The following is a 13149-nucleotide window of genomic DNA, read 5'->3' on the forward strand; positions in this document are numbered from 1 at the left end:
TCATCGGCGTGCGCTGGCGGCGGTGGGGCGACTCAATCGGCTACGGCAAAAGCGGTCTTGCGCGCCAACGATGGGCACGCGGGCGGTCGACTGCCCACGCCGCGCATAGCGATCAGGGCAGACGCACTCATGTAGGTGAGCTCGTCGAGGAGCTTGTGTTTACCTACGGCGGGTGGCGACACGCCATGGCGGCGCAGCAGATCGTGCAGCACATGCTCCATCGCGTTGTGGCGCGTGGCGCGGGTGCTGTAGGTGAGACTGATGGTGATGGACGGTTCGGTGCCGGTTTCCACCATGTGCGGGCTGGTGATGGGGATATACGCACCCATGCCGGGAGCGACTTCGAACACATGGGCACGTTCGCGAAATTCCTCTTGCCACTTGACCATGTCCAGGTTGTGACTGGAGTGGAATCTATCGCGGGCGCGCTCGCTGCATACCGCGATATCGTCCTGATCCCACACGTACACCTTCTTGGTGCCACGTATCTGCAGCAGGATGCCGTGGTTGCGGTCGATGTGGAAAGGCGTCGTCGTGTGTGGTGAAGCAACGAAAATCCAGCCGGCGCGGTAATACATGCCCGGGTCCATGCGTTCGATCGTGGGTTGGATCGGGTCCAGTGCGGTGTTGATCAGATCCCGATAGGCCGGGTCGGCCTGCACGTGGCGAAGCAGCATCCAGGCCTTGGCAGAGTTGATCTGCTGCAGCGTCTCGGTCACCGACCGGCGGTTCGGGTACATGCGTGCGACCTCGTCGAAGTTCGCGTCGGCGCCGGCATGGTTGTTGAAGGTGAACAGGTGGGTGGTGCCCTGGAAGCGCTTGCCCAAGGCCACCAGTTGATCGGGCTGCAGCAGGGGATGTTCAGTGAGCCGATGGCGCACCGCTTGCGGTCGCCATGGATCGAATGACGCCCAATCCATATCGATTAACGCAGTAGCGTTGGCGTACATGGATGACACCTCCCCAGCGCGGTGTGGTCGTTACTGGTGTCGGAGCGCGAGCCCCCTTGGCTTGGATACGCAGTGCCTGCGGCCCTGTGACACAGGCACGAAGCGCGGCCGACATCGTGGATTTCCTGTGATTGTCGGCCGAACGCGTGGGCTTTTCCCTAGCCCATCCCGGCTATTCCTGCTCCTATTCCCTACTGCCTATGCCTTGACTCGAAGCGGGAAGCCCCGGTGGCACGAAGCAGGCGTTTCGACCAGCTCGCGCTCCTGCTCCTTCTTCCCTTCGGGGAGAAGGTTGGGATGAGGGGCGGGTGCTCGCGACTAGGCGATGTTTGGGCGACAACCAGGTGTTGGCGCCAGCGTGCCGCCTACGCGGCGGGCGTTTCGATCGCCTGCCGGCGCTCGAGTCACTTTTCTTTGCTGGCCCAAAGAAAAGTAACCCAAAGAAATGGCCTTTGAAGCTCATAGCATTGCGTGGGATGCGAGCCTGACGGGTACGGCAAGCCGAACTAGTGGCGGCCCACGGCCTACACACAGCGGCTACACCGCAACGCGCCTTCGCGCAGAGGGCTTAAGGCCCGATCGGTTTGGTAGTCGTTTAGGTATAGATACGACCAACCTCTCGACCTTTGGCCAAGTCTGCTTTAAGTCCTCACCGCTGAGGCGCGTTGCGGGGTAGCGACTGTGTGTAACCTGAGGGTCGCTACTAATCAGGTCGAGCAGACCTGCAGACGCTTCTATCCCACGCAATGCTGCCAGCTCGTCAGGCGCTTTCTTTGGGTTACTTTTCTTTGAGCCAGCAAAGAAAAGTGACTCGGCCGCCGGCAGGCGGTCGAAACGCCCGCTGCGTAAGCGGCACGCTGGCGATAGCGCCCGATTGTCACGCGAAAGCAAGCACCCACCCGTCACCCCACCTTCTCTGCTGCAGGGACGACCTTCGGGTCGCCCAGACGGGAGTGAGCCCCAGTCTCCAGCAGGCGATCGACACGCCAGCTGCGTAGGCGGCAAGCTGCCCCAGCAATTTGAAAGAGCAGGCTCTCAGGCAGCATCGTGCTGCGTCGTCCCCAGCATGCGATGCAGCCGCTGCCCGGTACGGGCCAAGCCACATTTGGCGCGATCCAGCCAGGCATGGCGCCCCACCGGCGCAGGCCGCAGCCCCAACCCCCGCATGCGCGCGTTGAAGCGGTGCGCGTCGGTCCACATGTCCGATTGCCGCGTGCGGTAGGTCAGCGCCAGCGACACGGAGAGTTCCGCGCCGGTGTGCACGCGATGCGGTGCGATAAACGGATGGTGCACGCCGGTGCCGGGTCGCAGCTCGAAAGCCAGGGCCTTCGACTCGAACGACGGCTGGTAAGTCGGGCGATCACCGATGCGTGAGAGCAGACGATCCTTTTCCTCGGAGCTCATGATCTCATCGTCGTCCTGGTCCCACAGGTACACCGTCTTATGGCCGCGGATCTGCAACAGGAAGTTCATCTCGCGGTCCATGTGATACGGCGTCACCGAATCGCGGGCGGAAATGAAGATGTATGAGGAATACCAGCTCATGATCGGGTCGAGCGGATCGGTCTGTGCGGCGATTTCGCCCAGCAACCCTTCGATCAAGGGCTGGTAGGTGGCGTCGCGCTCGGGGTTGTTGATGCAGATATAGGCCTGTCTCTCCTCGAAATGCTGCAGCACGTCTTCGAGCGTGAGACCCTGCTTGTAATCGTCATACGATGAGTCAAGCGGCGTGTCGCCCGGGATCTTTCCGACGCGATAGAGAATCTGCTCCGCAGGCAGCCGACGGCAAAGCGCAAAGAGCGGGTCGAGGTCGAATAGCGATACCTCGAGCAGGTCATGTCCGACCAGGAATGGCTTGCGGTTGTAATCGGTGCGGAGCGTTTCGGGCGCCAGTGCCAGTAGCGGCATTTCTTTCGCGCGAGCACGGTCCAGGATGTCGGCATAGCCGGCTGGCGAGATGAATTGGCCCACCATGGTCGTCCCCTATGAAATCAACCAGCGTGTCGCTAAGTCACTATCCAGCGTCGACACCATCCACTCGGCGCCGCCGGCCTATTTGGCCTGGAATGCGAATAGCCAAAGTATGGCGCCCTGGATCGGCGAGCCAATCCAACTGACGTTATAGGTACCTGCCGATGCCACCTGCCGGTAGGCGACGGCGACTTGCACGCCGCTGTTGTCCGGCAGGGTCAGGTAGCTGTCGATCAGGGTGAATTCGTGGTCCGGACGCGTCGTCATGCGCTTGACGCCGGCATCCCCCCACCAGACGGCCACCAGGGTTGCCGGTCCCGTGGTGGTGACGTTGCCACTGGTGAGTACGAGACCTGGGGCAGGGTAGTTCTGCGCCATGTCCTGCAGCACGCCGGCATGCATGACCTCGATAAACGGCACCGAGATCTCGCCGGCGGGATTGGCGCGCTTGGCAATGCTGACCGTGTGTCCTGCGCCACCTTTGGCGGAGACTGCGGTGTAGGCAGAGACAGTGAACGCGCCGCTGTAACCGTTGTAGACCACGGTGTCGCCAACACGCTTCCAGCGATTGGCGTAGCTGTCGACGGGCTTGTCGGCGTTTCCCGCATAGCCGCCGTTGAGCACGATCAGCGAGCTGCCGGTGGATTGCGTGTCGATCGGTGAGGTGATGGCAGGTGACACCCCCATGCCCTCGGAATGGGTCAGCAGGGCATGGGCACCGAGCGATGGCACGGCTTGCACGGCGGGAGCAGTGTCTGACGCCTGGGTCGCGCCGGCACCCGCGATCAGCAGGGCTGCCATGGTGGCTTGCCGGCATGAGGCAGCAACGCGGTTTCGACGGCCGTGCATGATGCGCTCCCCTCCGTCTATTGGGAAAGAGATATTGCGAAGCACATCACACTATGTCAAGAATGTTTTGTGCTGAAGGGTCATTCGTCGCGGCTGGTTCTGCGTGAAGAAGCCGACCCTCTCTGGCATGGTGGAAACGCCGACAGGGGACCGGCTTGGCCAACGAGACCGACTTTCTCGATCTGTATCGGACGCTCGGGCTACGCCCGGGTTGTGGCTTGCTTGAGCTCAAGCAAGCCTACCGCCGTCATGTCGGACGACTGCATCCCGATCGCATGGGTGGCGCGCCGCATGATCCGGCGGTCGCGGACCGGCTGCAACGCATCACCGCGCTTTACGGCGCCGCCATGGAATTCCAGCGTCAGCACGGACGATTGCCCGGGGCCACCTTGCGCGTGCGCTTTTCAGTACCGGAGGCGCACGTGCAGACTGCGCGCGTGCCCTCGCCATCGAGGCGCCGTACATCCCGGCGCTTGGGCATCATCGCGTTGGCGGTGGCCCTGATCGTTGCGGTACTGGTATGGAATGGCGTCGCCTGGTCGCCGTCCACGCCGGATGCCTCCGTACGTACCCTGAACAGGCACGGTCTGCCGCTGGGAAATGTAGTGAATACGCCAGCGCTGGAGATCGGCATGTCATCCGACCAGGTGCGTTCGATTGAGGGCGAGCCGACCGGCATCCATGACGATCGCTGGGAATACGGCCCTTCCTGGATTCGCTTTGAGCATGACGAAGTCGTGGACTGGTACAGCTCACCGCTGCGCTCGCTGGCCACCGCCAAGCGCACGCCAGATGCCGCGCCCGTGGTGCCAACCGCATCGGATAACTAACGAGCCCCGCATCCGATAACTAGCGAGCCCCGCGGCCGAACAGCACGACCTCGACGGTCTGGATCAGGATCAGCAGGTCGAGCAGCAGGTTGTGGTTCTTTACATAGAACAGATCGTACTTGAGCTTCTCGGCGGCCTCTTCGACGGTGGCGCCATAGGGATAGCTCAGTTGAGCCCAGCCGGCGAGGCCAGGTTTCAGGCAATGCCGCAGACTGTAGTAGCGAATCTGCAGGGCCAGGTCGGCCACGAACTGGGGACGCTCAGGCCGCGGCCCCACAATGCTCATGTCGCCCTTGAGCACATTCCACAATTGCGGAAGTTCGTCGACACGCAGCTTGCGACTGATGCGTCCCACGCGAGTCACGCGGTCGTCGTTCTTGCTGGCCCAGCGGGCGATGCCGTCGCGTTCGGCGTCGGTACGCATGCTGCGGAACTTGAGCAACAGGAAGGTGCGACCGTGTTCGCCCACGCGCTCCTGACGATAGAGGATGGGTTGGCCCGGGCCCGACTCCAGCCAAATGGCCAAGGCCTCAAGCAGCATCAGTGGCCAAAGCGTCAGCAGCAGCACGGTGGCGGCGCCAAGATCGAAGCAGCGCTTGCTGAGCAGGCGCAAGGGCGTGGCATTGAAGCCACCCGAGAAGACCAGCCAGGAAGGATCGAGAATGGTGAGCTGCAGGCGTCCGGACTCGCGTTCGAAGAACGTGGTCAGGTCGGTGATCGTCACGCCCATCTGGCGACACTCGAGCAAGTCGTCCATCGGCAGGTGACCACGACGGTCGTCCACGCCAACGACAACCTCGTCGATCTGCTCGCGCTGCACGATGAGCTGCAGGGGCACGTTCAGCCGCATCAGTTGCTCGTTCGGCACCGCCACGGGTTCATCCATGCGGGGCACGTAACCCACGACGCAGAAACCGCGCCGATCGGTGCGACGGCGCATCTGATTGTGAATTTGTGCAGCTCTCAGGCCGGCACCAAGAATCAGTACCCGGCGCTTGAGCGCATTGACATCGACCAGGCGAAGAAAGGCGAGACGAAATGCCAGCACCAGGGCAAAGCCCAGCGACAGCGCCATGGCCAGCACGCCGCGGCCAACATAGGCCTGTGGTACCACGTAGTAGCCGATCACCAGCAGGGTGCCACCCAGTGCAAATGCCACGACCTGGCGCGCAAGCAAGCCAAAACGGCTGGTGCGCATATGCGACTGGTACTGGCCGAGCGCGACCATGCCAATGACGATGACGGTGCCGAATACCAGCGCACGTTCCGGCATGTGCACCGAAAACTCGGCGAGCTCATCCGGGCTGCGGAAATAGCGCAAGTACGTGGCCATGTTCAAGGACAGGGCGAGCAACAACAGCTCGCACAAGCCGAGCAGCAAGAGCCAACGTACGGATTGCCGACGCAGGAAACGAAGCATCCGACTTCCCCCCTTCCCCTAAGATGTGCGCTGTTTTCCCTCAGCAGGCGGAAAGAGTAGAGCCGCGCAATGAGCAGTGTCGATGTAACTTAGGTAAGAGTTTTGCCAGCAGTCATGCCTATGTTTCAGGCGTGAAACACCCATGTCGCCTAGGTGTGAGAAGCGCGAACTGGGCGGTTGTCGCTACGGCTGCGGCGGCCCAAGGACGTATAACGAACAGCGTGCCACGTTCACCGGAGCTGCCCATGCGCCGACCAGCCCGGCCGGTAGTTGGAGCGGGTGCACGCGACAGGCGGGTACATGGCCGGCGGACGCGGGCGGGGCAACCGCGCCCGTGCCAGTGAGTGACATGCCCGAAGGAGATTCCTTCAGGCCTACGCCAAATGCCTTGAGCAAGGCTTCTTTGCGCGTCCATAGCGCCAGCAGCCATGGTTCGTGCTCTGCAAGCGGAAGCGATGCCAGGTAGGCGGCTTCATCGGTGGAGCAAAGCACGTCGGCAAGGTCGCGCAAGGCGGCATGCGGCGGCGAGAGTTCAATGTCGACACCGATCGTTGCGGCATCTGCCATGGCGATGGCAACCTGTGTGCCGCTATGGCTCAGACTGGTGGCGTAGGCCGAGTCGGCGAGTATCGGTTGGCCTGACCGGGTATGGGATAGCGGGACCTGAGCGGCGTCTACCTCCAGCAACAGGCCAAGTACGTGGCGCCACATGGCATGCGCCAACACATACGTATGGCCATCTCGTTCGTGTCGGAAGCGGGCAGCCCGTTCGCGCTCGCGCTGATCCAGCGAAGCAAAAGCTGTTTCGCTGAAGCGCCGCCATGGCACGCTGTCGAAGAGCACGACGCATGCCTCGCCCGTGGCGGGGTGCATGAAGTCGCAACGATGCAAAACGTCGCTGGCGCTGTGCGTAAACACCTGCTTCAGTATGGCCGGCATGGCCGCTAGAGCATGCTCGTGCTTTCGCAGCTGGCGAGCACGCTACGCAACTGGTCCGCCAGCCGAAGACTCAGCGCGACGATGGTGAAGGTAGGGAAAGCCCAGCCGCCGGTGGGAAACACCGAGCTTCCGGCGATATGCAGATTCTGCATACCATGCACTCGGCAATGACGATCGACGACGCCCGAGCGCGGATCATCCGACATGCGCGTGGTGCCCAGGTGATGCGCCGTGCCGTGTACGTCGGGAGCGGCTCCATCATCATGTTCCAGCCAGGACTCGAGCTCGAAGCTGCCACCACTCGCACGCGCCAGTTCGTTGCCGAACAACGTGGCGGCCGCACGGTAAGTGTGTCGATCGAGTGGCGTAAGCCGCCACTCCACGCTTACCTTGCGTTGTCCCAGCGCATCGGTTTCGGAGCCGAGGATGACGCGGCTATGTGGATTGGGGGCCTGCTCAAAAAAACCCACCAGGTCGATATGGCTGCTGCTCACCGTGGGTTTGTCGGCGATCTTCTGCACGAACGCGCGGGCAATGTCGCCTACGCCAAGACCCAGCCTGAGCGCCATGGTGCCCAGGCTATCTGTGGGTGCGGCGACCGCCCCGGTAGCGGGGCCATTTCGAAGCGCATCGCACAGCCGCGCCTCCAGCAATGCGCCTTCATCCTGCACGGGGCGCCGCAAGGCGGCGCGCAGTTCGCGCAAGGCGCGAATGCCCTTGGGGAGCGGACCTTCTACGCCAAACGGATGGACGCGACCATTCAACAAGCGATGTTGACGTTGGACCTCAGGGGACAAGCCGATTTCCGAAAACGTGGGTGCCGTGCCCTTGCCGATACGACGATCGTACGGGCGAGTGACACGATGGGGTGCATCGGTGGAGAGCGTGCCCAGTTTTCCGCTGGGATGGTCCATGAAGTAGCGCCCGACCAGGTCGTGCTGGTTGCCCAGGCCATGCGGCACGACCGAGTCGGAAAGCAGCAGCAGGCGCGCGTTTTCGATCCCGCCGCAAGCCAGCACGTATTGCCTGGCGCGAATGATGCCGCGATAGCCGCCAAGCGTGCCGATGCGTGCCTCCTGCACGATGGCCCCATCGGGCGTCGGCAAAAGCTCGAGCAGATTGACGTGCAGTAGCACCTGGATATTGGGCGCCTGTTCCAGCTCGTCGCGGTACGCCTGGCCGAACAGAATGGGGCTTCGTGCAAAGATCTGGTTGACCAGCTTGGACTGTTCGAAATCCAGCGGCGGATGCGTCGTTGGCGTGACAAACGAGCCGTCGACAAAATCGTGGGCGTCGATCTGGCAATAGGCCCTGGCGCGATCGTAATACGGCTCAAGATCGCCAAAGTCTATGGGCCAGCCGCTGTGTGGCACCCAGTCGCGCTGGTCCAGATCATGTTGACTCAGCGGTATGCAGCCGCCACCCCACAAATTGCAGCTGCCGCCAAAAACGCGCATGCGGGAGCTGCCCGGGTCCAGGGCTACGGCACCTACCGAGCTGCCTTCATACAGCGCCTGAGTTTGCTGCTCGCCGGTTTTGCCGCCACTTTCGAGGAGGCATACCTTGACCGACGTGCCGATAAACGATCGCGCGATGGCGATGCCCGCCGCACCGGCGCCGATGATGCACAGATCCGCGTCCATGTCGGCCGCATGCGGCCCGATCCGGTAATCGATGATCACGCCATCCCCCTATCGCCAAGAACCCGCTGAAGCACGCCGTGGTGCCGCTTTGCGGAACTGATCCGTGGCGAATCGGGCAGGTGATCCCGGGCTACCTGGAGACCCTTTCAATCAAACACGGAAATACTCTCGGTACCAGCGTACAAAGTTTTCGACCCCGGTTTCTACCGACACCTGCGGCCTATAGCCAACGGTCTGTATCAGGTCTGTTACATCCGCTTCGGTGTCGGGAACGTCGCCGGGCTGCAGCGGGAGCAACTCCATCGTCGCCTTGCGGCCAAGGCACTGCTCCAGTACTTCGATGTAGTGCAGCAGCTCCACCGGACGTTCGTTGCCGATGTTGAAAAGACGGTAAGGTGCGACGCCGCTGTTCGCCGGATCGGGGGAGTTGCTGTTCCAATGCATATCGATGCCGGGCACTTGGTCGAGCGTGCGGATCACGCCTTCGACGATGTCGTCCACGTAGGTGAAGCTGCGCTTGTGCTTGCCGTGATTGAAGACCCGGATAGGCTCGCCAGCGAGAATGGCGCGGGTAAAAAGGAACAGCGCCATGTCGGGCCGGCCCCATGGGCCGTACACCGTGAAGAAGCGCAGCCCCGTACTCGGAATGCCGTAGAGATGCGCATAACTGTGCGCCATCTGCTCGTTGGCCTTCTTGGTGGCAGCATAGAGCGTGAGCGGATGCTCGGCCGACTTGTGTTCGGAGAACGGCATGGCCGTGTTGGCGCCGTACACCGAACTGGTGGAGGCAAATACGAGATGTTCGACGCCGTGATGACGGCAGCCTTCCAGCACATGCAGGAAACCCACCACGTTGCTGCTCACATACACATGTGGGTTTTCTGCGGCGTAGCGCACGCCAGCCTGCGCCGCGAGGTGGACGACGCGTTGTGGCCGGTGGTTGGCGAAAGCCTGCTCCATGGCGCCGCGGTCGGCCAGGTCCGCATGGATATGCGTGTAGCCGGGTCGGTTCGCGAAGCGCGCGAGGCGCGCCTTCTTCAAGGTGACGTCGTAGTAATCGTTGAGGTTGTCCAGACCAACGACTTCATCGCCCCGATCAAGCAATCGTTCCGCGACGTAAGATCCGATGAATCCGGCGGTGCCGGTGACCAACACTTTCATGAGACGATTCCGTTAGCGATTCAAAGGCGGCCGTCGACGTCGGCGCGCGGGAGTACATACTTCACGTCAAAGATCACCGACGTTGGTTTGCAGAAGGCCCGAATGCCGGTGGCGCCGAGCGCGACGAACTGGTGATGACCGACGGCCACGATCACCGCGTCATAGCTGCCGGTTTGCGGTTCCGCGATCGGCGTCAGTGCGTATTCGTGTTCGGCCTCTGCCGCGTTGATCCACGGATCGTGCACATCGATCTCGGCGTTGTAGCCGCGCAGGGCGTGCACGATGTCCACCACGCGCGTGTTGCGCAGGTCCGGACAGTTTTCCTTGAAGGCGAGGCCAAGTATCAGCACCTTCGCGCGCACCGGGTTGATTCCCTTGCGCACCATCAGGCGTATCACCTCGTTGGCGATATGCGGCCCCATGCCGTCGTTGGTACGGCGTCCCGCCAGGATCACGTCCGGGTGGTGCCCCACTTCCTGCGCCTTGTGGGTGAGGTAGTACGGGTCCACGCTGATGCAATGACCGCCAACGAGGCCTGGCCGGAACGGCAGGAAATTCCACTTGGTGCCGGCCGCCTGCAGCACTTCCAGCGTGTCGATGCCAAGTTTGTTGAACAGGATCGAGAGATCGTTGACGAGCGCGATGTTGAGATCGCGCTGGGTGTTCTCGATGACCTTGGCGGCCTCGGCCACTTTCAGCGAGCTGGCCTTGTGCGTGCCGGCCGTGATGATGGAGCCGTACAGGCGGTCGACGAAATCGGCCGCCTCGGGCGTCGAGCCGGAGGTGACCTTGAGGATGCTGGTGACGCGATGCAGCTTGTCACCCGGGTTGATTCGCTCGGGGCTGTAGCCGGCAAAGAAGTCGCGGTTGTAGACCAGGCCGGAACCTTGCTCGAGTATCGGCACGCACACTTCTTCCGTGCAGCCCGGATACACCGTGGATTCGTACACGACCACGTCACCGCGCTTAAGCACCTTGCCCAGCGTTTCGCTGGCGCGTATCAGCGGAGTCAGGTCCGGCCGCTTGGCCGAGTCGATCGGCGTGGGCACGGTCACGATGTAGACATTGCGGTCGGCCAGATCGGCCAGGTCGGAGCTGAAGCGCAGCTGTTCTACTTCAGCAAGCTCATCGGCGCTGACTTCCAGCGTATTGTCGCGTCCCTCGCGCAACTCGGCGATGCGCGCCCGGTTGATGTCGAAGCCGACGGTGTCATAGCGCTTGCCAAACTCCACCGCCAGGGGCAGCCCAACGTAGCCAAGGCCAATGATGGCGAGTTTGGTGCTTTCCAGATTCTGCATACCAACGTCCCGGTTGCTGGTTTGTATGGGCACGGATTTGGCCAGCAGGTTATCCGATGGATCACCCGAATGGGTTGCAAATTACCCCTGTGCGCCTGGCCGTGCCAAGTTCCGGTTAAGCGCAAACGCCCCTGTGGCATGACTGCCCGACAAGGCTAGCAGGGTACTCCACCGTTTCAGCTAGGCCATTGGTTGCCTGCCGGAAGGGGAGGCCGCTTCGATTCGCGCGCAACCCAAGACTCTGTTCAGAATCCTTCCGCGGCACCTACCGAGGGGCGTCGGGTGTTGTCGCCAGCGTGGCTGCGAAAGGTCTTGAACAGGGCCTTAAGACGAGAGCGAAACAGAGCGAGGCTTTGCGATGGCCCGCGCATACGATGGGAAGCGCACGCGCGGGCCAGCAAGGATCAAGACCAGCTGCTGTCGTCGAAGCCGCCGTCGTTGCTATCGTCAAAATCGGTGGACGCGAAGTCCTGATCGCTGACGTCGCGCGAGTTTTTGTCGCCCGAATTGTTGTCGTAGTAGTTGTTCTCAGTGACGTTCTCGATCACCGAAGGCTGACCGCCACCGCCGAAGAAGCCGCCACCGCCATGATGGCCGCCGAGCAGGTTCTCGATACCGTCGAACAAGAACATGCCGCCGGCAACGCCGGCTGCCGTGGTGGCTGCGCTCGCCAGGAAGCTCGGCGCCGCACTCGGCTGGGCGGGTGCGCCGCTGCCGAACAGACGATCCTTCCAGCTGGGCGCGGCGGGCTGCGGCTGGGCCTGCGGAGGTATCGGCGGTGGCGTGGCGCCCCAGGCGGACGGTTGTCCTCCCAGGAAACTGCCGCCACCTTGCTGCGCGGCCACCTGTGCCTGCAACTGGGTGATCTGCGCCTTGGCGTTGTCGAGCGCGTGCTGCTGCAACAGGCTGCGCTGCACCAGCAGGTAGAGCGCATCGGGTTGTCCGACAAGGCGCTGGTGAATCAACGCGTCCGCCTGAGGGTCCTTGGCGACGCCGCTGGCAGCAGCCAGGCGCAGAAGGAAATCATCGAGTAGCTGTTGTTCCTGCGGTGTCATGACGAGCGAATCTCCAGGGGACGGCGAATGACGCCCACACTGGCTGGCAGCACGCCAGGTGGGCAGTGCCGAAAGTGTGCCCGTTATGCGTGACACCAAGTGCGCAGGGATATCCGTTTGCCTGGCAGTCAGCCAATCGCAGGATCTTTCGAGGGCGACCCTGCCGGCTTGGCGGCCAGCCCGGGGGCGGGATGGCAGTCAGTATTTTGCGGGGACGAAGTGATAGTCGTACGCCGGCGCCCGGTATCCCTTGGCCTTTTGCCTGGGTGGCAGCTCGATCTTGGGGTGCTGGATTTCCTTGTAAGGGACCAGGCTCAAGAAATGCGAGATGCAGTTCAAGCGGGCCCGACGCTTGTCGTCGGCCTCGACCACATACCAAGGCGCAATCTTGGTGTCCGTGGCGGCGAACATGGCGTCGCGCGCCTCCGAGTATTCGTACCAGCGCCGATGCGATTCCAGGTCCATCGGGCTGAGCTTCCAGATTTTTCGGGGATCGCGAATGCGTTCGTTGAACCGCCGTGTCTGCTCTTCCTTGCTGATTTCGAACCAGTATTTGATCAGGGTGATGCCCGAATCGACGATGTCCTTCTCCCAGGCCGGGCACATTCTTAGAAAACGGTGATATTGGTCGTCCGTACAGAAGCCCATGACGCGCTCGACGCCGGCACGGTTGTACCAGCTGCGGTCGTAAATCACGATCTCTCCCCCTGACGGGAAGTGCTTGAAGAAGCGTTGGAAGTAGATCTGTGTGCGCTCCCGCTCGGATGGTGCGGGGAGCGCGATCACGCGGAAAACCCTGGGGCTGACACGCTCGGTCAGTCGCTTGATCACGCCGCCTTTGCCGGCCGCGTCCCGGCCTTCAAAAATGACGACAACTCTGGCGCCGGTATGCTTGGCCCAAAGCTGAAGCTTGACCAGTTCGCCGTGTAGCTCCGCGATTTTCGCTTCGTAATCCTGTCGGCTCAGCTTCGGCGTGGCGGCAGCTTGCGGGCTTTCCGCTGGCGAGGACTTCTTGGCTTTCTGTTTGCTCATG

The 13149-nt window shown here is 62.3% G+C and carries 11 protein-coding genes; 1 reads left to right on the forward strand and 10 read right to left on the reverse strand.

What is annotated here, in order from left to right; genetic code table 11:
• Positions 1 to 32 precede the first annotated feature (32 nt).
• The 3 genes from ACT01B_RS08360 to ACT01B_RS08370 form a co-directional block, all read right to left on the reverse strand.
• On the reverse strand, positions 33 to 950 hold the full coding sequence (locus ACT01B_RS08360; RefSeq protein ID WP_445146896.1) for a cupin-like domain-containing protein: 918 nt from the start codon (positions 948 to 950) through the stop codon (positions 33 to 35).
• 1035 nt (positions 951 to 1985) lie between these two features.
• Positions 1986 to 2924, reverse strand: a complete 939-nt coding sequence (locus tag ACT01B_RS08365) for a cupin-like domain-containing protein (RefSeq protein ID WP_445146897.1) — start codon at positions 2922 to 2924, stop codon at positions 1986 to 1988.
• Positions 2925 to 3002: 78 nt separating this feature from the next.
• Positions 3003 to 3722: a hypothetical protein gene (locus tag ACT01B_RS08370; protein ID WP_445146898.1), complete on the reverse strand. Its 720-nt coding sequence runs from the start codon at positions 3720 to 3722 to the stop codon at positions 3003 to 3005.
• A gap of 203 nt (positions 3723 to 3925) precedes the next feature.
• Here ACT01B_RS08370 and ACT01B_RS08375 point away from each other — a divergent pair, with 203 nt between their 5' ends.
• Positions 3926 to 4600 (forward strand): hypothetical protein, encoded by a 675-nt coding sequence (locus tag ACT01B_RS08375; RefSeq protein ID WP_445146899.1) that lies wholly within the window; start codon positions 3926 to 3928, stop codon positions 4598 to 4600.
• 19 nt (positions 4601 to 4619) lie between these two features.
• On the opposite strand, the gene ACT01B_RS08380 is transcribed toward ACT01B_RS08375, so the two are convergent.
• The 7 genes from ACT01B_RS08380 to ppk2 form a co-directional block, all read right to left on the reverse strand.
• On the reverse strand, positions 4620 to 6020 hold the full coding sequence (locus tag ACT01B_RS08380) for a TIGR03013 family XrtA/PEP-CTERM system glycosyltransferase (RefSeq protein WP_445146900.1): 1401 nt from the start codon (positions 6018 to 6020) through the stop codon (positions 4620 to 4622).
• A gap of 183 nt (positions 6021 to 6203) precedes the next feature.
• Positions 6204 to 6959: a 4'-phosphopantetheinyl transferase family protein gene (locus ACT01B_RS08385; RefSeq protein WP_445146901.1), complete on the reverse strand. Its 756-nt coding sequence runs from the start codon at positions 6957 to 6959 to the stop codon at positions 6204 to 6206.
• Positions 6960 to 6964: 5 nt separating this feature from the next.
• Positions 6965 to 8641, reverse strand: a complete 1677-nt coding sequence (locus ACT01B_RS08390; protein WP_445146902.1) for a GMC oxidoreductase — start codon at positions 8639 to 8641, stop codon at positions 6965 to 6967.
• Positions 8642 to 8752: 111 nt separating this feature from the next.
• The gene (locus tag ACT01B_RS08395; protein ID WP_445146903.1) at positions 8753 to 9763 is read right to left on the reverse strand and encodes an NAD-dependent epimerase; all 1011 of its coding nucleotides are present in this window, start codon (positions 9761 to 9763) and stop codon (positions 8753 to 8755) included.
• Positions 9764 to 9783: 20 nt separating this feature from the next.
• Positions 9784 to 11061 (reverse strand): Vi polysaccharide biosynthesis UDP-N-acetylglucosamine C-6 dehydrogenase TviB, encoded by a 1278-nt coding sequence (gene tviB / locus ACT01B_RS08400; protein ID WP_445146904.1) that lies wholly within the window; start codon positions 11059 to 11061, stop codon positions 9784 to 9786.
• Between the two features lie 404 nt (positions 11062 to 11465).
• Positions 11466 to 12116 (reverse strand): DUF2076 domain-containing protein, encoded by a 651-nt coding sequence (locus ACT01B_RS08405; protein ID WP_445146905.1) that lies wholly within the window; start codon positions 12114 to 12116, stop codon positions 11466 to 11468.
• 198 nt (positions 12117 to 12314) lie between these two features.
• Positions 12315 to 13148, reverse strand: a complete 834-nt coding sequence (gene ppk2, locus ACT01B_RS08410; protein WP_445146906.1) for a polyphosphate kinase 2 — start codon at positions 13146 to 13148, stop codon at positions 12315 to 12317.
• Position 13149: the final 1 nt, after the last annotated feature.

It is taken from the genome of Dyella sp. Tek66A03 (genome assembly GCF_052567735.1).